At 48.3% G+C, this 17,953-nt stretch carries 18 protein-coding genes; 14 read left to right on the top strand and 4 right to left on the bottom strand.

Features of this window, described 5'->3' with window-relative positions:
• Positions 1-11: 11 nt before the first annotated feature.
• The 5 genes from ASG24_RS04290 (at position 12) to ASG24_RS04270 (ending at position 4,662) form a co-directional block, all read left to right on the top strand.
• Entirely contained in the window at positions 12-1,157 is a 1,146-nt protein-coding gene (locus ASG24_RS04290; protein WP_055868204.1) for a diguanylate cyclase, read from the top strand.
• A gap of 311 nt (positions 1,158-1,468) precedes the next feature.
• The gene (locus ASG24_RS04285) at positions 1,469-3,721 is read left to right on the top strand and encodes a bifunctional diguanylate cyclase/phosphodiesterase (protein ID WP_235562306.1); all 2,253 of its coding nucleotides are present in this window, start codon (positions 1,469-1,471) and stop codon (positions 3,719-3,721) included.
• Between the two features lie 164 nt (positions 3,722-3,885).
• Positions 3,886-4,098, top strand: coding sequence for a hypothetical protein (locus tag ASG24_RS04280; protein WP_235562305.1), 213 nt, complete (start codon positions 3,886-3,888; stop codon positions 4,096-4,098).
• Between the two features lie 10 nt (positions 4,099-4,108).
• Positions 4,109-4,393: a hypothetical protein gene (locus tag ASG24_RS04275; RefSeq protein ID WP_235562304.1), complete on the top strand. Its 285-nt coding sequence runs from the start codon at positions 4,109-4,111 to the stop codon at positions 4,391-4,393.
• Between the two features lie 29 nt (positions 4,394-4,422).
• Positions 4,423-4,662: a hypothetical protein gene (locus ASG24_RS04270; RefSeq protein WP_055826703.1), complete on the top strand. Its 240-nt coding sequence runs from the start codon at positions 4,423-4,425 to the stop codon at positions 4,660-4,662.
• A 71-nt stretch (positions 4,663-4,733) separates the two neighbouring features.
• On the opposite strand, the gene ASG24_RS04265 is transcribed toward ASG24_RS04270, so the two are convergent.
• Positions 4,734-5,171, bottom strand: coding sequence for a MarR family winged helix-turn-helix transcriptional regulator (locus ASG24_RS04265; protein WP_055826701.1), 438 nt, complete (start codon positions 5,169-5,171; stop codon positions 4,734-4,736).
• Between the two features lie 273 nt (positions 5,172-5,444).
• Between ASG24_RS04265 and ASG24_RS04260 the strand changes: the two genes are divergently transcribed.
• Positions 5,445-6,836, top strand: coding sequence for an exonuclease domain-containing protein (locus ASG24_RS04260; RefSeq protein WP_055868201.1), 1,392 nt, complete (start codon positions 5,445-5,447; stop codon positions 6,834-6,836).
• Positions 6,837-6,874: 38 nt separating this feature from the next.
• On the opposite strand, the gene ccoG is transcribed toward ASG24_RS04260, so the two are convergent.
• The gene (gene ccoG / locus ASG24_RS04255; RefSeq protein WP_055868198.1) at positions 6,875-8,287 is read right to left on the bottom strand and encodes a cytochrome c oxidase accessory protein CcoG; all 1,413 of its coding nucleotides are present in this window, start codon (positions 8,285-8,287) and stop codon (positions 6,875-6,877) included.
• An 88-nt stretch (positions 8,288-8,375) separates the two neighbouring features.
• Complete coding sequence (locus ASG24_RS04250) at positions 8,376-9,800, bottom strand: PLP-dependent aminotransferase family protein (protein ID WP_055868470.1); 1,425 nt, start codon at positions 9,798-9,800, stop codon at positions 8,376-8,378.
• A 121-nt stretch (positions 9,801-9,921) separates the two neighbouring features.
• Here ASG24_RS04250 and ASG24_RS04245 point away from each other — a divergent pair, with 121 nt between their 5' ends.
• From ASG24_RS04245 to ASG24_RS04215, 7 genes are all read left to right on the top strand, one after another.
• The gene (locus ASG24_RS04245) at positions 9,922-10,269 is read left to right on the top strand and encodes a hypothetical protein (RefSeq protein WP_055826693.1); all 348 of its coding nucleotides are present in this window, start codon (positions 9,922-9,924) and stop codon (positions 10,267-10,269) included.
• A gap of 115 nt (positions 10,270-10,384) precedes the next feature.
• Positions 10,385-10,696, top strand: a complete 312-nt coding sequence (rplU, locus tag ASG24_RS04240) for a 50S ribosomal protein L21 (protein WP_055826691.1) — start codon at positions 10,385-10,387, stop codon at positions 10,694-10,696.
• 30 nt (positions 10,697-10,726) lie between these two features.
• Positions 10,727-10,984 carry a 50S ribosomal protein L27 gene (rpmA, locus tag ASG24_RS04235; RefSeq protein WP_055826688.1) on the top strand — a complete coding sequence of 86 codons (258 nt, stop codon included), beginning with the start codon at positions 10,727-10,729 and terminating at the stop codon, positions 10,982-10,984.
• A gap of 218 nt (positions 10,985-11,202) precedes the next feature.
• Positions 11,203-12,279 carry an Obg family GTPase CgtA gene (gene obgE, locus ASG24_RS04230; protein WP_055868467.1) on the top strand — a complete coding sequence of 359 codons (1,077 nt, stop codon included), beginning with the start codon at positions 11,203-11,205 and terminating at the stop codon, positions 12,277-12,279.
• Between the two features lie 23 nt (positions 12,280-12,302).
• Positions 12,303-13,424: a glutamate 5-kinase gene (gene proB / locus ASG24_RS04225; protein ID WP_055868195.1), complete on the top strand. Its 1,122-nt coding sequence runs from the start codon at positions 12,303-12,305 to the stop codon at positions 13,422-13,424.
• A gap of 86 nt (positions 13,425-13,510) precedes the next feature.
• A complete protein-coding gene (gene purE, locus ASG24_RS04220; protein WP_055868192.1) occupies positions 13,511-14,005 on the top strand; it encodes a 5-(carboxyamino)imidazole ribonucleotide mutase in 495 nt (164 codons plus the stop codon).
• A gap of 90 nt (positions 14,006-14,095) precedes the next feature.
• Complete coding sequence (locus tag ASG24_RS04215; RefSeq protein WP_055868189.1) at positions 14,096-15,289, top strand: 5-(carboxyamino)imidazole ribonucleotide synthase; 1,194 nt, start codon at positions 14,096-14,098, stop codon at positions 15,287-15,289.
• Positions 15,290-15,734: 445 nt separating this feature from the next.
• Here ASG24_RS04215 and rpsT read toward each other — a convergent pair whose 3' ends face one another.
• Positions 15,735-16,136, bottom strand: a complete 402-nt coding sequence (rpsT, locus tag ASG24_RS14335; protein WP_082487973.1) for a 30S ribosomal protein S20 — start codon at positions 16,134-16,136, stop codon at positions 15,735-15,737.
• A gap of 240 nt (positions 16,137-16,376) precedes the next feature.
• On the opposite strand from rpsT, the gene murJ reads away from it, so the two are divergent.
• Positions 16,377-17,921, top strand: coding sequence for a murein biosynthesis integral membrane protein MurJ (gene murJ / locus ASG24_RS04205; protein WP_055868186.1), 1,545 nt, complete (start codon positions 16,377-16,379; stop codon positions 17,919-17,921).
• The last annotated feature ends 32 nt before the right edge of the window (positions 17,922-17,953 follow it).

Raw genomic sequence — 17,953 nt, 5'->3', positions numbered from 1 at the left:
TGAGAAAGTTGATGAGTTTAGAGGGCCGTGTTGACGAAGCGCTGTTTCATCGGCTGATGTCGAGCGCCCATATTCCGTTAATCGGTAGTGCCCTCGGTGGTTTGCTGATCTCTATTTCACAGCTTGATTCTGATAACCGCCACTTGTTTTTTGCCTGGGCTTTCCTTGTATATGTGGTGATTGCGATACGCTGGTGGTTAACGCAGCGCTGCAAAAACAAATTAGCCAGGCAGGGGTTTGATCGCAAGTTAGCTTATCAGTATTGCCTGACCCTGGCGTTATCTGGGATAGTGTGGGGGGCGCTAGGTTTCCTGATCACTGATGCACCGCCGATGACGGTGATTATCGTGATTACGGCTATCCAGGCGATGGTCATGGGTGGCGTGGTGACCATGGCTTCCTGTATCCCTGCGTTTTTTGCATTCAGCCTGCCTGCGATGTTGCCTACGGTAGTGATTTTTGCGACCGGTAACAGCACGCCGAATGCTGTGATGGCGGTGTTCAGTGTGATTTTCTATTTGCTGATGGTAGGCGTCACTTATCGTTTTAATCATTCGTTACGGCAGGCGCAGCGCATCAGCTTCGAGAATGAGGATTTAATCGGGTCACTCAAAGAGGCTTATCAAAAAATATCCGCGCAAAACCTGGAGCTGAACCACGTTGCCCACCACGATATATTAACCGGCTTGCCCAACCGTAAATTGCTGGCTGTGCGCATACAGCAAGCGATCGAAATTGCAGAAGTTAAAAAAACCAGCACCGCGATTTTGTACCTGGACCTGAATGGATTCAAGGCGGTTAATGACCAGCTTGGACACGAGGCCGGCGATCTGGCGCTGATAGAAGTGTCACGCCGGTTGGGTAAGGTCATTCGTGGTAGCGACACGCTGGCAAGGGTAGGGGGCGATGAATTTGTGATTGTGCTTTCTGATCTGCAAGGACACGCCAAGTCTTCGGTAGAGATGGTTGCCAGCAAATGCCTGATGGTGTTTGAGCAGGAGTTCGTTATTCAGACGTCTGAACGGCAGCTAGGGGCATCCATAGGACTAGCACTTTGCAAAGAAGGCGACACGATAGAGCAGCTACTTTCGCTGGCCGATAAAGCCATGTATCAGGCCAAATTATTAGGTTGTGGAAAAGTACACTGGGCATCTTAACAGGTGCCTGCTTTAGCGCTCTTCTAAGCCCATATCCAAATTCTTCAGTTGATAGTTAAACTGCAGGTCTTTCCTCTGCATATTCTATGCTTTGATTTTTATCCTTTCACTTACAGTTTGAGAAATAAAGGCAGTTTCGCAAGTAGATGACAGTTTCAGGAATAGTTTTTATTTATTCCTGTGAATGTATATCATCATGTACAGCAAGAAATAAAATAGCAGGGCCAGTACTTGTGAGTAGCGGGTTCAGGCATGTGCTTGATTTTACAAGCGCGTGAATGTGTTTATATGTATCTGTAGCGGAGTGGTTGATGAGCACGTCGCAAACTGTAAAGCATCATCAGCAATTGACGCAGCTTTATCTGGCACTGAGTCAATGCAGCCAGGCGATTGTGCAAAGCCACGATCGGCAGGCGCTATTTGAGAAAATTTGCCGCATCATCGTCGATTTCGGTCACGCGAAAATGGCCTGGGTTGGCGAAGTCAATCCTGAAACAAGGCAAGTGAATGTGGCGGCAGCTTTTGGTACCGGGCTTGAATACCTCAACAAAGTGTCTATTTCTGCAGATCCGGAACAACCTAATGGAAGAGGTCCTTGTGGGCTAGCCATTTCCACCGACCAGCCTTACTGGCTACAGGATTTTCAAACAAACCCGGTTGCCTCTTTATGGCATGCTTCGGCAGCAGAGTTTTCCTGGAAAGCCGCGGCCTTCTTGCCGCTACATACCGAAGGTAAAGTGGTCGCTTGCCTTTCATTATATGCCTCTGAAGAACACGCTTTTGATCCTGACACCCAGCGCCTGTTGATGGACATGGTGGCGAATATTGACTTCGCACTGGACCGTTTTGCAGTGCAGCAGGAGCGCACGCAATATCAAAAAAGCCTGCTGGCCAGCGAGCAGCGTGCGCGTCAGGTGATGGAAAATGCGCTGGATGCGATTATCAATATGGATACCGGCGGTTTTATCATCGAGTGGAATAAAGCGGCCGAGCGTATTTTTGGCTATAAACGTAGCGATGCCGTGGGTAGAAGTCTGGCAGAAGTGATTGTCCCTGAAAGCTACAGGGAGGCGCACAACAAAGGTCTGCAACGGCTGCAACATTCTGGAGAATCCAAACTGCTGGGCCGTTCTATCGAAATTACAGCGATGCGTAGCAATGGCGCTGAATTCCCGGTGGAATTGACCATTATAGAAATAGTCAGCAGTGGAGAGCGCTATTACAGCGCTTTCCTGCGCGATATTACCCGCCGCAAAGACTATGAAGCGCGCATAAAATTTTTAGCCAATTATGATGCGCTGACCAGCTTGCCCAATCGTAACCTGTTGAATGAGCGTGTGACCAAGGAAATCGAGAATGCCTGGGCGAATGATAGCCAGTTTGCCTTGATGTTCCTCGACCTGGATCATTTCAAGGATGTAAATGACAGCCTTGGACACCGCTACGGCGACAGCTTGCTGATTGAACTGACCAAGCGTTTTCAAAACCTGGTTCGCCCGGAAGATACGATTTGCCGTTTGGGCGGGGATGAGTTTGTGTTTTTATTGGCGGGTTCAGGGCATGCTGTCGCTAAAGAGGTGGTGGAGCGTTTGCTCGCGGCGGTCGAGCAACCTTTGGTGATAGACCAATACCAGCTAACCGTGACCGCTTCGGTTGGCATTGCCATTTATCCTGACGATGGGCTGGATATTGAAACTCTGCAACGCAATGCCGATGTCGCCATGTACCGTACCAAAAAGGAAAGCCGTAACGGCTACCGTTTTTTCAGTAACCAGATGCAAATCCAGACCACCCGTCATTTGCAAATGGCTAATGCCCTGCGCCAGGCAATCTCCTTGAGACAATTGGAAGTGTATTACCAACCGCAAATGGATCTCACTACCAAAAAACTGGTTGGGGTAGAGGCCTTATTACGCTGGCAGCATCCGCAATTGGGTGCAGTGTCGCCGGCCGAATTTATTCCTCTGGCAGAAACCAGTGGTTTGATTATTTCGATAGGCAGCTGGGTGCTTGAACAGGCTGTGCAACAAATACAGCAATGGCAACAAGCGGGTATTCATAATATTTGTGTATCGGTAAATTTATCCAGCATCCAGTTCCGTGATCCCGAATTGCCGGCATTGGTGCAGAGAATATTGCATCGCTACCAGGTGATGCCGCAGGCGCTTGAACTTGAGTTGACAGAAGGCGTGGCGCTGGAAAACCCTGAAGGGGCCGTCAATATGATGGATGCGCTAGATCTGTTGGGTATCCGGTTGTCGATTGATGATTTCGGTACCGGGTACTCATCGCTGAGTTACCTTAAAAAGTTTAAAGTCTACAAGTTAAAGATCGACCAGTCGTTCGTTCGCGATATTTCTACCGATGATGAGGACAAGGCGATTGTGATCGCTATTATCCAGCTGGCGCGCAGCCTGGGATTAAAAACTATCGCCGAAGGCGTGGAAACGGCCGAGCAGAAAGCATTCCTGCTGGCGCATGGCTGCGATGAGATGCAAGGCTATTATTTAAGCCGGCCTATGCGTAGCGAAGATGCAACATCTTTTTTATTGGAAAATCAATAGTTAAACATTTCGGCATTTCTGTTGATGCCATCCTTAAAGCACATGCTGATGTGTGCATTTTTCTTAGATTTCCCTCCTGCTTCAACAAGTACCACAAAATAAAATAGTTGACTTCCTAAATGATAATAATTATCATTTACTTTAAGTTAATCAAGAGGAGAGTGATGATGAAGCGTCAAACTGTAGTGGGCAAGACCATGCTGGCAGGTAAAACGGCTTGTAAAGTGCTTTATCACAAATCTTCCGATACGGTAGAAGTTGAAGTTGGCGGCACAACGCTCAAGTTCGAAGCGGATAGTTTTATTGTGATTAACGAAATGCTGCGCAAAGCTGCCGCCAGAATCGTGATGCAAACCGAGATAGAAATGAGTATTTGAAAGGATCATCATGCAGGCAATCGGAAAAGAGACAATGCGCTTTGATCCGTCACTGCCGGACGCAGAGTCCGTCATGGCGTCATTGCTTTACATCGCAACGCTATATATTAAAAAGCCCACTTACGAGCTGGCCAAGCAAGCCTTGCGCTTGGCAGAAACGCTGACCGCGCCTGAATATGCAGATTCAGATCTGATCTGCAGGGTGTCGCGTCGCATGTGTGTGCAGTGGACGTTGCTGGTGAATGAGTACGAGCAATCAGCGCTACACACTAGCCTCATGCGAGAGTGCCGCTAATTCCATCCATTAATTCAATGAAACTAATCATGAGCGAACATTCAATGTGTAAGAAAATTTTGTTATCAGGCCAGGCGGGTTTCCGCGTACATTACTGTGAAACACACCGCACGGTTGAGCTGGAAATAGGAGCCATGAGTTTGAGGTTGGATGAAGATGCGCTGGAAATGATGAGTGAATCTTTAACTGAATCTGTGAGCAAGTTACATGCATTGCAAGCCACCAAAGGCTCATTTGAGGCGTTTATGCGTCAGTTGAAAAACGCCTGATAACGGAAGAAAATGGTATTAAAAAAGGCAGTGACTTAACCGTCACTGCCTTTTGTTTTTCAGATTAAAGTTTAATCTACAGATTTCGAGCTGACGTTTCTTGTTAATTCACTCAAGGTTTTATTGAGTGTATGGAAGGCTGCATCAGACAAGCCGGTATCGCAGGCAACGCGTTTTTGCACTTCAGACAACTTGCTGCGCAGGTTCAAACCCTCTTCAGTCAGGCTGACAATCACTACCCGCTCATCATCTTTCTGGCGTGTACGTTTAGTCAGTTTCTTCACTTCCAGCCGTTTTACCACAGGCGTAATCGTAGCCGGTTCCAACAGCAATTTTTCGGCGATTTCTTTAATTGAAAGCTGCTTGTATTGCCAAAGTGCGACCAGTACCAGATATTGAGGGTATGTTAGATTCAGCTTATCAAGGTCGGGCTTATAGGATCGAAGTAGGGCATGCGTTGCGGAGTAAAGTGAAAAACATAGCTGATTTTCTAGGTATAAATTCGGCATGAATGGAGCTTTAAATTGTCATCAATGGAATCCGAATATTACAGCATCAATTACTGACACTGTCTAGAGTTGTTTTACGTAGTTATGAAGGTAATTCAGTATAATTGGCTGTTGCATGCTTAAATTATTGTCAATCTCGGCAAAGAACCGCTCTGCGTTGCATGAGTCATAGATTTAAAGCCCCTTATAAGCGTATCAATTAAGATAAAATATATAAGATAAAATATATGGGCGCACATTACTTTTAGTGCCACGAATTGACTCTTCGGAATTATGCTGCCGTCCATCACTTTTCTTGATCTCGAAACCACAGGCGCCACCCCGCTAAAAGACCGCATTACCGAAATTGCGCTGGTGCGTTTTGATGGTGGGGTCGAAACTGCCCGCTGGCAGACATTGGTCAATCCGCAAATGGCGATTCCCCCATTTATCCAGTCATTGACCGGCATCAACAATGCCATGGTTGAAAATGCTCCCGAGTTTTCTGAAGTGGCAGGCCAGCTGCTGGCTTTTCTGGAAGGCAGTGTGCTGGCGGCTCACAATGTCAGGTTTGATTATGGTTTCCTCAAAACCGAATTCAAGCGCATGGGCATCAATTTTCAGCAAAAAGTGTTATGCACGGTCAAGCTATCACGTCTGTTATACCCGGAACATTTCAGCCACGGCATAGATGCGATTGTGGCCCGCCATAAAATCGAAGGCCTGGCCCGCCACCGCGCAATGGGCGACGTCGAAGCCATCCTGAGAATGCTGGCTGATGCGAGGCAGCAGTTGGGTGAGACTGTGATCCAGAGCGCTGCGCAAAAACTGATGGCATCGCCTGTATTGCCGCCGCATATTGATGCAAACCTGATTGGTGAATTACCGGAAACACCAGGCGTGTACCAGTTTTATGGTGAAAACGACTTGCTGTTATATATAGGCAAAGGGACGAATATGCGTGCCCGCGTACTCTCTCATTTTAGCAATGAGCGAGCTACCGGTAAGGATAAGCGCCTGGTGCAGGAGATTAAGCGCTTGGAGTGGATACCCACCGCCGGAGAGTTGAGTGCTGTAATACTGGAGTCGCGCCTGATCAGGGAGCGAGCACCGGCCTACAACCGTCAGATGCGGCAAGAGCGCCAACTTTGCAGCTGGTTACTGGATTCGTCTGCGCAACCAATGATCAGGCTCGTTGATGAAGAGGATATGGACTCCAGCCAGTTGAATCACATGTTCGGCACGTTTAAAAGCCGTCACCAGGCAACTGAAGCCTTGCGTAAAATTGCCCAGCAAAATCGCTTATGCCTGAAAACATTAGGGCTGGAAAGCGACAGCAGCGGCGCTTGTCTGGCGTATCAGTTGAAACGCTGCAAAGGCGCCTGTTGCGGTCATGAATCAACCGAGATGCACGGCTTGCGGCTGCAACAGGCGTTAATCGCCCACAAACTCAAGGCCTGGCCTTTCGCAGGCAAAATTGGTATCGAGGAGTACAGTCTGGAAAACGATATAAGGCAGATTCATGTGTTCGAGCATTGGGTTTACCTGGGAGTGGCTGATAGCGATGAAAGCCTGCAAGGATTAAGCACACAAATCACTAAGCTTAAATTCGACCTGGATACTTATAAACTGCTGAATAAAGTATTTGCGCAAAAAAAGACCCGCGTGCTGAACCTGCCGCTTTAACACGGCAGTCCGGCTTGCGCGGGTGAAGGGGTAGTCAATTAATGTGGTATATAAAAGGTGCTGTCGGTCGATACCGTCTCGCCAGAAGGCTGCGCAGTGACTTCAATCGTAATGCGCTGGCTTCCCGCTCTTTCTGAATGGGGGATAGCCAGGCTTAGCGGTATTAATGCTTCCTTGGTAGCGTTAACAGTGAGTGACTGTTCACTTTCTACCTTGATTTCAGGCAACCCTTTGGCACGAATACGGTAGTGCTGTGCTTGCTCGGTGGCATTGATCAGGTGTAACTGGTAAAGGTTTTCTACACCCTGGCTGGTTTCCCGGTACATGATGTTACGGTCCCGCATGATGTCGACCTTGAAGTTTGGTTTATGCAACATGCTGTACGCCATCCAGCCAAATATCAGCGCAAACAATGCGCTATAAATCAGCACGCGCGGTCGTAACATATGGCTTAATAAACCATGTTCGCTGGTATTGCCGCCTGCAGAAAATCGGATCAACCCACGCGGGTATTGCATTTTATCCATTACCTCATCGCAGGCATCAATGCACAGGCCGCAGCTGATGCATTCATATTGCAAGCCCTGGCGGATATCAATCCCCACTGGACATACCTGCACGCAGATGTTGCAATCTATGCAAGAGCCCAGGCCCTCGGCCTTGAAATCCTGCCCTTTGCTGCGGCCGCCGCGTGGTTCGCCACGTTCGCTGTCGTAAGCCACAATCAGCGTGTGATTATCAAACATGGCACTCTGGAAGCGCGCATAGGGACACATATGTTTGCACACCTGCTCGCGCAGAAAGCCGGCATTGCCATAAGTGGCAACACTGTAAAAACCAAACCAGAACCATTCCCAGCCACTCAGCTGAAAATTCAGCAATGCCGGTGTCAGTTCGCGAATAGGCGTGAAGTAACCGACAAACGATATCCCTGTCACCATCGCAAAACCGAGCCAGACACCATGCTTGCTAAATTTAATAGCTGTTTTTCTTAATCCCCAGGGCTGCGCATCCAGCTTCTGCCGCGCCATGCGGTCACCTTCGATGCGGCGTTCCATCCATAAGAATATTTCTGTATACACCGATTGCGGGCAGGAGAAGCCACACCACAAGCGACCGGCGACAGCCGTAAACAAAAACAAACCCAGCGCGCACACGATTAATAGCAGCGCCAGGTAAAACAGATCCTGTGGAAAAATCACCATCCCAAACAGGTAAAACCGCTGCGCGTTGATATCCATTAAAAACGCCTGGCGTTCGCCATATTGCAGCCAGGGCAAGCCATAAAAAACGATTTGCGTGAGCCAGATCATCAGCCAGCGCCAGTTTTTGAAATAGCCGTTGACCGTTCGCGGATAAATCTTCGCGGTTTTCTGATACAAGGACATGGTTTTTTCCGTGACCGGGGTGGCCACAATGGGAATCACGGTTTTGCTACGAGAGGCTTGCATGATGACACTCGAAAACGACTGGAGACGAGCGCACTATAGGCTGTTTGCAAAAACTAAAACAGATTCAGTTTTTAATTAAAAAACCATATCAGTTTGGTGTGAGTGTTTTTAAAATGAGCTTGCCCAGTGTCTGGATAGCTTGCAGGCCTGCTGGGTTTAATGGGTGCCCATAATTGAGGCGGATAAAGTTGGCGTATTGTTGTTGCGACGAAAACATATGCCCAGGTGCAAGACCGATATTTTGGGTGATCGCCTGCTGAAAAAGCTGCAAGCTATCGCACTGTTCTGGCAGTTGCATCCAGAAAAAATAGCCTCCTTGTGGCTGGTTAAAGCGTACCTGCTCGGGAAAGTGCTGATGAATGGCCTGTGAAAACTGCAATTGCTGCAACATGAGCTGGTGTCTGAGCTGGCGCAGGTATTTATCATAACCGCCTTTCGCCAGATAACTTGCCAGTGCATGCTGGGCCGGGATGGACGTGGCAAGGGTGGTCGAGATTTTCAAGCGCGTGATCTTGTCAGTAAACCGTCCCGCCGAGACCCAGCCGACGCGGTAACCCGGCGCCAGCGATTTGGAAAAAGAGCTGCAATGCATGACCCAGCCCTCCGTATCCCAGGCCTTGGCTGGCAGCGGACGCTGCTTGCCAAAATACAATTCGCGATACACGTCATCTTCGATCAGCGGCAATCGGTGGCGTGTCACTAAAGCAACGAGTGCCTGCTTTTTATCTTCCGGCATCAGGCTACCGGTGGGGTTTTGAAAATTGGTCATCAGCCAGCAGGCTTTGGGCTGGTGTTGAATGATGGCCAGTTCCAGCGCAGCTAGATCAATACCATGCTCGGGATGGCTGGGTACTTCAATCGCCTTTAGCCCCATTCTTTCAATTGCCTGCAAGGCAGCATAAAAGCTCGGTGACTCTATGATCACGCTATCACCAGGCTGGGTTACGGCGGCCAGGCTCAGATTGAGCGCTTCAAGTGCACCGTTTGTCACGACGATATCTGTTGCATCAGTTTGCGTGCCATCCAACTGGTAACGCAATGCAATCTGGCGCCTCAGCTCAAAATCGCCTTGCCCGATATCACTTACCGTATCAGACGGTTGCATACGGCGAACAGAGGCCACCATATGGTCAGCCAGTTTTGAAAGGGGAAAATGCAATGGACTGGGAAACGCCGAGCCGAACGGCACGTGCTGAGGGTCTTTAATGCGATCCAGAACAGTAAAGACCAGATCGCTGATTTGCAAAATGGTCGGCAGGCCGGTTTGCGCAGGGCTTGCTGGTGCGAGTGACCGTTCGCTACGCAATGGCCCGGCCACGTAATAGCCCGAACGTGGCCGCGTGACCAGCAGGCCACGCGCTTCCAGTAAATAATATGCCTGGAACACGGTGGAGGCATTCACCTGTTTCAGGGCCTGAATCTGGCGTATCGAAGGCAATTTGTCGCCGCGGTTGAGCAACCCTTGCTGGATGGTGCTGGCAATTTCTTCGGCAATGATTTCGTATTTTTTCACGTAGTGACCTTGCGACATCGTTGCCGGGCAACTGATATGGTAAATTAAATCTAAACTGAAGCTGTTTGGCAAGTGTCATTATGTTTAGGATGCAGCTTTTTGCAGATTGAGATATTTCCTCATGCCCCAGCTAATCATCAGTCATATTGAACGCTTGAACAAAAGACATTACCTGCTCTGGCTTAGCGACGGGCAATCCTTGCAGTTATCGATTACGGATATGTTCAATGTCAAAGTCATGCTGGCCGATCAGGAGGTTGCTTCTGTGCATTTTCAGCCATTAAGCTCATTGAATAATATTGAAATGCCGCCGCTGTATCGCATTAATGACTATCGCGCGCCAGCAGGTGTTTTTGCTTTATTGGCTGATGGTTTTCTCAATGCCATATTAAGTGTGTACGCGTTCTATACACACGGTATAATCAAGCCTTGGCGAGCGGCACCGGCAACTAAATCGCTGCTGGCTTGACACTCATCCATTCACCACCCGCATTCGCTGTTGAATATACGCAAATGTATTTGCATTCTTGAATTAATTGCGTATAATTGCGGGTTCTTTAAAAGGCGACGTTTAAGGCATTTTTATGTACGCAGTGATTAAAACAGGTGGCAAACAGTACAAAGTTACCGCTGGTGAAAAATTAAAAGTTGAAAAATTGGTTGGCGACGTGGGTTCTACTGTTGTGATCGACAAAGTATTGTTGATTGCAAACGGCGAAACGACTACGGTTGGTGCACCTTTGATAGCCGGCGCTACAGTGAATGCCACAGTGGTATCACATGGCCGTGGTGACAAAGTGATGATCTTTAAAATGCGTCGTCGTAAGCACTATCGCAAGACTCAAGGTCATCGTCAGAGCTATACTGAAATTCAAATCGATACTATTTCTGCTTAATCGGCAGATTGCTAGAGTAAGGAATCAAACATGGCACACAAAAAAGCAGGCGGTAGTTCACGTAACGGCCGCGACTCACAAGCCAAACGCCTGGGCGTAAAAGCTTTTGGTGAAACAGTAGTTAACGCCGGTAGCATTATCGTGCGTCAACGTGGTACAAAAATGCATGCTGGCGAAAACGTTGGCATGGGTAAAGACCACACGCTGTATGCACTGGTTGAAGGCAAAGTTAAATTTGCTATCAAAGGCGCGTTAAAGCGTCATACAGTGAGCATCGAAGCGGTTTAATCGCAGATTCATGTAAAAAGCCCTGTCGCTTGACGGGGCTTTTTACTTTATAGTTATCAGATTGTAGCCTTGTATAATTGCCTGTTAATAAGCACAGGCAATTTGAAATTTTAAGATGCAGTGCAAGGCACACGGCACGCAGAAACCGGAATGTACAAAGTACACAAGGATATTGAGTACCGTGTAACGCAACAATGCGCTTAAAAGGCAAATTGATCATGAAGTTTATTGACGAAGCTACTATCAAAGTTTACGCCGGTGACGGCGGTAATGGCGTAGCCACATTCCGCCGTGAAAAATACGAGCCTATGGGCGGCCCCAATGGCGGTGATGGTGGCAAGGGCGGTTCGGTATTCGTGCTCGCTGACCGCAATATCAATACCCTGGTGGATTATCGCTATACCCGAACTTTCAAAGCCCAGCGCGGTGAGAACGGTAGCGGATCAGATTGCTACGGCAAGGGTGGCGATGATATGGTGCTGCGTGTGCCTGTAGGTACCACTATCAGCGACAAAGCGACCGGCAATACCATGGTTGACCTCAATGTCGACGGCCAGCAGGTGATGATTGCCAGTGGCGGTAAAGGTGGCTTGGGCAATATTCACTTTAAAACCAGTACCAACCGTGCACCTCGCCAATGTACCAAAGGTGATCCGGGTGAAGCTTTCGAGCTGTATCTGGAGTTGAAAGTGCTGGCAGATGTCGGTTTGCTGGGTATGCCAAATGCGGGCAAATCTACATTTATACGCTCGGTGTCAGCTGCTAAACCAAAAGTGGCTGATTATCCATTTACAACGCTGCACCCCAATCTTGGCGTAGTACGCGTCGATAGCAATCGCAGTTTTGTGATCGCCGATGTGCCTGGCCTGATTGAAGGTGCTGCTGAAGGTGCTGGTTTGGGCCATCAATTCCTGCGCCATCTGCAACGTACTTCTTTATTGCTGCATTTAGTCGATCTGGCGCCATTTGATGAAATGGTCAATCCAGTGAAAGAAGCTAAAGCCATCGTTAACGAGTTAAAGAAATACGATCAAGAGTTATACGACAAACCTCGCTGGCTGGTGTTGAATAAAATCGACATGCTGCCTGACAGCGCTGACAAGGTCGCAGACTTTGTCAAAGCCTATGGCTGGGATGGTCCCGTGTTCGCTATTTCTGCGATCAGCGGTATTGGCTGTAAAGAGCTGACGTATGCCATCATGGATCATATCGACCAGGCGCGCGTTCAGCGCCATGCTGAAGCTGACCAACAGCAAGCAGCACCGGCGGCTCAAGCACCGCAAGTGATTGAATAAATAACAGATAATAAAAAATCGGTATGGGTGTCTCCCTTATTCAAGATAGTAAAACCCTGATTGTAAAGGTCGGATCCAGCCTGGTCACCAATAATGGCCAAGGCCTGGACAGGGCTGCGATTGCTGCTTGGGCCGAGCAAATCAGTGCCTTGGTTAAGCAGGGCAAGCATGTGGTACTGGTATCCAGTGGCGCCGTGGCTGAAGGCATGCAGCGCCTGGGCTGGAAAAAACGCCCGGTGGAAATCAACGAGTTGCAAGCTGCTGCGGCAGTAGGGCAGATGGGGCTGGTGCAAATGTATGAGCAATGTTTTGCACAACACGGTTTGCACACTGCCCAATTACTGCTGACCCATGACGATCTGGCCGACCGCAAGCGCTATCTCAATGCGCGCACTACCTTACGTACCTTGCTTGATTTGAACGTGATTCCCATCATTAACGAAAATGATACGGTGGTCACTGAAGAAATCCGCTTTGGCGATAATGATACCTTGGGTGCGCTTGTAGCCAACCTGATTGAAGCCGATGCGCTTATTATACTCACCGACCAGCAAGGCCTTTACTCTGCTGATCCGCGCAAAGACCCCAATGCCTTATTTGTGCATTCCGAAATGGCAGGTAACCCGGCTTTGGAAACCATGGCTGGTGGTGCTGGCAGCGCGGTCGGTACAGGCGGTATGCTCACTAAAATACTGGCTGCCAAACGTGCCGCCAATAGTGGCGCGCACACGGTGATTGCTTCAGGCCGCGAGCCTGAAGTCCTAATCAGGTTAAGCCAGGGCGAAGCGATCGGTACCCACCTGCAAGCAGGCAAAATGAAAATCATCGCCAAAAAACAATGGCTGGCAGATCATTTACGTCTGGGTGGAAAACTGGTGCTTGATGCAGGTGCAGTAAATGTATTATGCAAGGATGGCAAAAGCCTGCTGCCGATAGGGGTAGTCGAGGTGATTGGCCAGTTTGAGCGTGGCGATGTAGTGGCCTGTGTCGATGCCGAAGGTAAAGAATGGGCGCGCGGCATTGTGAATTACCATGCCAGCGAAGTACGCCGCATCATGCGCAAACCAAGTAGCGAGATTAAAAACATACTTGGCTATGTAGAACAAAAAGAACTGATCCACAGGGATAACCTGGTGGTGTTATAAAACAAGTCAGTCATGCACTTGCATGGCGGTTTAAATCTGATCAAAGCACTTTGCACTGAAAAAGTTAACTAAAAAGGTTGTGTGATATGAGTAAACCTCTGGTAGCCATCATTATGGGCTCTGACAGCGATTGGCCGGTCATGAGAAATGCCGCGCAAATGCTGGCAGATTTTGGCGTGGCTTATGAAGCCCGCGTGGTATCCGCACACCGGACGCCCGACCTGATGTTCCAGTTTGCTGAGTCAGCAGCGACTAACGGATTCCAGGTGATCATCGCTGGCGCTGGCGGCGCTGCGCATCTGCCAGGTATGGTAGCGGCGAAAACCACATTGCCGGTACTGGGTGTGCCTGTGCCATCCAAGCATTTGCAAGGCCAGGATTCATTGTTATCTATCGTGCAGATGCCTAAAGGTATCCCGGTAGCTACTTTCGCGATTGGTGATGCAGGCGCTGCCAATGCTGGTCTGTTTGCCGTTTCAGTACTGGCCAATCAGGATGCAGTTTTGGCGCAAAAACTGGCAGATTTCCGCCAGAAGCAGGCTGAAAAAGTGCATGCCATGACTTTGCCTGAGCAGCCTTAATTTTATTCAAGAAACATACCTGGCTTAGAGTTACAAATAATTAGAATAACCGCACAAGGTAATTCTGTCAGGGCATGATGGGGATTGTTGATGAGTTCGCAAGCAAATATTCAAAATCAAAGTTTACATAATTCAAATGAATCCAGCGTGATTCAGCCAACGGCTATGCTTGGCATGTTAGGCGGCGGCCAGCTTGGCCGTTTTTTCGTGATTGCAGCGCACGAAATGGGCTACAAAGTCACTGTGCTCGACCCGGACAAAAATAGCCCGGCAGGGATGATTGCGGATGTGCATTTATGTGCCGCTTTTGATGACGCAGCGGCTCTGAAAACCATGGCTGAAACCTGCGCGGCGATTTCTACCGAATTTGAAAACGTGCCTGCTGAAACACTGGCAACGCTGGCAACATCAACCATTGTCCATCCAAGCGCCGAAGCTGTAGCGATTGCCCAGCACAGAGTTAAAGAAAAAACTTTTTTCAAAGAAGCTGGTTTGCCTATAGGCCCATTTGTCGCAGTCACCAATGCAAGCGATTTGCCGGAAGATGGCGACATGTATCCTGCGGTGCTAAAAGTAGCGCGTTTTGGTTATGATGGCAAAGGCCAGGCGCGGGTGGCTAACCAGGCTGAAGCCAAAACCGCTTTCCAGAATTTCAAGCAGGAAGTCTGTGTGCTGGAAAAAATGCTGGCGCTCGACCTGGAAGTCTCCGTGGTGCTGGCGCGTGATGTGCATGGCAATATTGCAGCTTTTCCAACCGCCGAAAATAGCCATTTGAATGGCATACTGGATATCAGCATCGCCCCGGCCCGTTGTTCTGAGGTGATCAAGGCCAATGCACAGGAACTGGCAAAAAAACTGGCAGCCAGGCTCAATTATGTCGGCGTGCTAGGCGTGGAGTTTTTTGTTGTCGGTAACCAGTTGCTAATTAACGAAATTGCGCCGCGACCACATAATTCCGGCCATTACACGCTGGATGCCTGTATTACCAACCAGTTTGAACAGCAGGTGCGCGTCATTACTGGCCAGGCGTTAGGTAATCCAGGCTTGCACAGCAATGCCGTGATGGTGAATATCCTTGGCGATAGCTGGCTGTATAGTGGGAAACAGAAAGAGCCGGCCTGGGACAAAGCTTTTGCACACGGTAATCTCAAGATGCATTTATATGGCAAACATGAGCCGCGCAAAAGCCGCAAGATGGGCCATTTCACCGTGATTGGCAATGATGCGCAGGGAGTATTAAATACAGCCAAGGTGGCGCGCAGTGAATTGCATATAGGTGAATAGTACTTAAGAGGTATGTATTACAAATCTCGGCTGAAAAGCCGAGATTTTTTTATTTGTATTTTTCAAGCAGGGATGGAGTCTTTTTAAAGTTGCAGCTCTTTAATTCTCAAGTTCTGACACGGGTCAATACACGCCAAAGAGGATATACTTGATATTGTACTGAATACGCAGGCTTGGGTTATGTCGAAGGAAGTTCAGTAATTGCTATTGAACTTAATAGTGCCAGTGATGAGCGTTAAACTCATATTCTTGAATATATAAAATCCACAGCTTTAGAATTTGAACGGCTTGATAGCCTGGTTTTCTTGCCAAGAGACTGGGCTGATCCTTTGATAGTAAGCATTCTTCAGCATATTCATAATCAGCCTAAGGAATTAACCAGCCTTGCAGGCAATAAAAAAGCCAGACATATGTCTGGCTTTTTAAGTAAGCACCCCTACTGAAATTATTCAGCAGCTTTTTTCGCACGAGGCTTGGCGGCAGCTTTTTTGGCTGGCGCGGCTTCGGCTTTAGCAGCAGCTTTTTTCGGAGCTGCTTTAGGAGCAACTGCTTTTTTCACAGAAGTCAAAGTTGCAGGTGCGTCACCTGACAATGCTTTGATCGCAGCTGTCAAACGGCTTTTATGACGGGCAGCTTTGTTTTTGTGAATGATTTTTTTGTCAGCGATACGGTCAATCACGCTCACGTTTTCCTGGTAAGACGCAACTGCAGCAGCTTTGTCACCAGTTTGAATTGCTTTAATTACTTTTTTGATCGCAGTGCGTAAAGTTGAACGTAACGCAGCGTTGTGCGCGTTCACTTTTACGGATTGGCGCGCGCGTTTGCGTGCTTGTGCGGTGTTTGCCATATTCGTTTATCCTGTAACTTTTCAAAAGGGGTGTAATACGAAACCGTGCATAATACTGTTTTTGCTCGGTTTTTGCAAGGCGAAAATCATATTTCTGCGGATTCGAAATAGTCGCATGGTAAAATCGCCCGACTCAAGAACAATTGTTCTAAAAGATTGAAAATTGCAGGCGGAATAATAAAGCAAAAGCTGCCTGCACCTAGCATTTTTTACCAGACTGCCGGAACCTGAATACCCCATATGAACTTGCTTAAAGCTTTGGCCACTGTCGGTGGCATGACGTTTATCTCGCGCCTGCTGGGGTTTGTCCGCGATACGCTGATTGCCCGTATTTTTGGCGCAGGCATGGCGACTGATGCTTTTTTTGTGGCATTTAAAATCCCCAATCTGTTACGCCGCATTTCCGGCGAGGGCGCTTTTAGCCAGGCATTCGTGCCTATTCTGTCCGAATACCGCAAACAGCGCACGCCGGAAGCAACCAAGGCTCTGATCAACCATGTCTCCAGTTTGCTGGGACTGTTTCTGGTCGGCATTACTATCGTTGGTATGCTGGCGGCACCTTTGATTGTGCGACTGACTTCGCCAGGGTTTGTGGGAGATCCGGCCAAGTTTGCGCTAACCACCGATTTATTGCGCATTACCTTTCCCTATATTCTGTTTATTTCGCTGGTATCAATGGCCGGTGGTGTGCTCAATGCACACAGCAAATTCCAGGTGCCTGCCTTTACGCCGGTGTGGCTTAACCTCAGTTTTATAACGGCGGCTTTATTTGTGGCACCACATTTTAATAATTCAGTTTACGTGCTGGCTTGGGCAGTGTTTGTCGGCGGCATCATTCAGTTAATTTACCAATTACCTTCTTTGCAAAAAATCGGCATGTTGCCGCGCTATGCGCTGAATATCCAGGATGAAGGTGTGCGGCGTATTCTTAAATTAATGGGACCAGCCATTTTTGGCGTGTCTGTTGCGCAAATTTCAATTGTACTTAACAATGTATTTGCTTCATTTATGCCCACTGGCAGTGTCTCGTGGCTTTATTATGCGGACCGGTTAATGGAATTTCCGACCGGCGTACTTGGGGTTGCACTAGGCACAATTCTTTTGCCAAGCTTATCCAAAGCACATGTCGATAAATCTCCAGCCGAATTTTCGCAATTGCTGGATTGGGGTTTGCGTCTGACCTTTATGCTTGCTATTCCTGCCGCTGTCGCCATGGCTGTACTTTCTAAACCATTGGTTGCCAGTCTATTCTATTACGGTAAATTTACCGAGATCGACGTTGCGCAAACCGAGCGCGCATTGATTGCGTATAGCCTTAGCCTGTTAGGGCTGATTATGGTGAAGGTGTTGGCGCCAGGTTTTTATGCTCGCCAGAATGTCAGAACCCCAGTCAAAATTGCCATCTTCACCTTGGTGATGACGCAAATATTAAATGTACTATTCCTTTACTTTACCCCGTTGCGCCATGCAGGACTGGCACTGGCAGTAGGATTGGGCGCTTGTTTAAATGCGACTTTGTTATGGGTCACATTGCAAAGAACCGGAGCCTTCGTGCCAAATAAAGGTTGGCTGGCATTCCTCGCAAAACTATTATTGGCCGTCACAGTAATGGCAGTGGGCCTTCATTTTGTTGCAACATGGTCAGGTGACTGGCTGAGTATGCCAGTTTTGCCGCGATTAATGCATTTAGCTGGTGTAGTGGTATTAGGAATAGCTGTGTATTTTGCTATGCTTGGCATACTTGGATTCAGGCCAAGAGATTTTTCACGTAGGGTTGTTAATTAATTCATCAAGTATTTATCAGACAATAATAAAGA

Origin of the sequence: Methylophilus sp. Leaf414, from assembly GCF_001425425.1 — a bacterium.
Lineage (GTDB): Bacteria > Pseudomonadota > Gammaproteobacteria > Burkholderiales > Methylophilaceae > Methylophilus.
Note: the sequence above shows the minus strand (reverse complement) of the source record. Positions and strands in the feature narration are given on the sequence as shown.

Excerpts from the sequence above, each read along its gene's own strand:
- ASG24_RS04275 (WP_235562304.1), top strand. The coding sequence starts at position 4,109 with ATGCAGGCAATCGGAAAAGAGACAATGCGCTTTGATCCGTCACTGCCG.
- ASG24_RS04260 (WP_055868201.1), top strand. The coding sequence starts at position 5,445 with ATGCTGCCGTCCATCACTTTTCTTGATCTCGAAACCACAGGCGCCACC.
- proB (WP_055868195.1), top strand. The coding sequence starts at position 12,303 with ATGGGTGTCTCCCTTATTCAAGATAGTAAAACCCTGATTGTAAAGGTC.
- purE (WP_055868192.1), top strand. The coding sequence starts at position 13,511 with ATGAGTAAACCTCTGGTAGCCATCATTATGGGCTCTGACAGCGATTGG.
- rpsT (WP_082487973.1), bottom strand. The coding sequence starts at position 16,136 with ATGGCAAACACCGCACAAGCACGCAAACGCGCGCGCCAATCCGTAAAA.
- ASG24_RS04265 (WP_055826701.1), bottom strand. The coding sequence starts at position 5,171 with ATGCCGAATTTATACCTAGAAAATCAGCTATGTTTTTCACTTTACTCC.
- ASG24_RS04215 (WP_055868189.1), top strand. The coding sequence starts at position 14,096 with ATGAGTTCGCAAGCAAATATTCAAAATCAAAGTTTACATAATTCAAAT.
- rpmA (WP_055826688.1), top strand. The coding sequence starts at position 10,727 with ATGGCACACAAAAAAGCAGGCGGTAGTTCACGTAACGGCCGCGACTCA.
- ASG24_RS04290 (WP_055868204.1), top strand. The coding sequence starts at position 12 with ATGAGTTTAGAGGGCCGTGTTGACGAAGCGCTGTTTCATCGGCTGATG.
- rplU (WP_055826691.1), top strand. The coding sequence starts at position 10,385 with ATGTACGCAGTGATTAAAACAGGTGGCAAACAGTACAAAGTTACCGCT.
- ASG24_RS04280 (WP_235562305.1), top strand. The coding sequence starts at position 3,886 with ATGATGAAGCGTCAAACTGTAGTGGGCAAGACCATGCTGGCAGGTAAA.
- ASG24_RS04245 (WP_055826693.1), top strand. The coding sequence starts at position 9,922 with ATGCCCCAGCTAATCATCAGTCATATTGAACGCTTGAACAAAAGACAT.
- obgE (WP_055868467.1), top strand. The coding sequence starts at position 11,203 with ATGAAGTTTATTGACGAAGCTACTATCAAAGTTTACGCCGGTGACGGC.
- murJ (WP_055868186.1), top strand. The coding sequence starts at position 16,377 with ATGAACTTGCTTAAAGCTTTGGCCACTGTCGGTGGCATGACGTTTATC.
- ASG24_RS04270 (WP_055826703.1), top strand. The coding sequence starts at position 4,423 with ATGAGCGAACATTCAATGTGTAAGAAAATTTTGTTATCAGGCCAGGCG.
- ASG24_RS04285 (WP_235562306.1), top strand. The coding sequence starts at position 1,469 with ATGAGCACGTCGCAAACTGTAAAGCATCATCAGCAATTGACGCAGCTT.
- ccoG (WP_055868198.1), bottom strand. The coding sequence starts at position 8,287 with ATGCAAGCCTCTCGTAGCAAAACCGTGATTCCCATTGTGGCCACCCCG.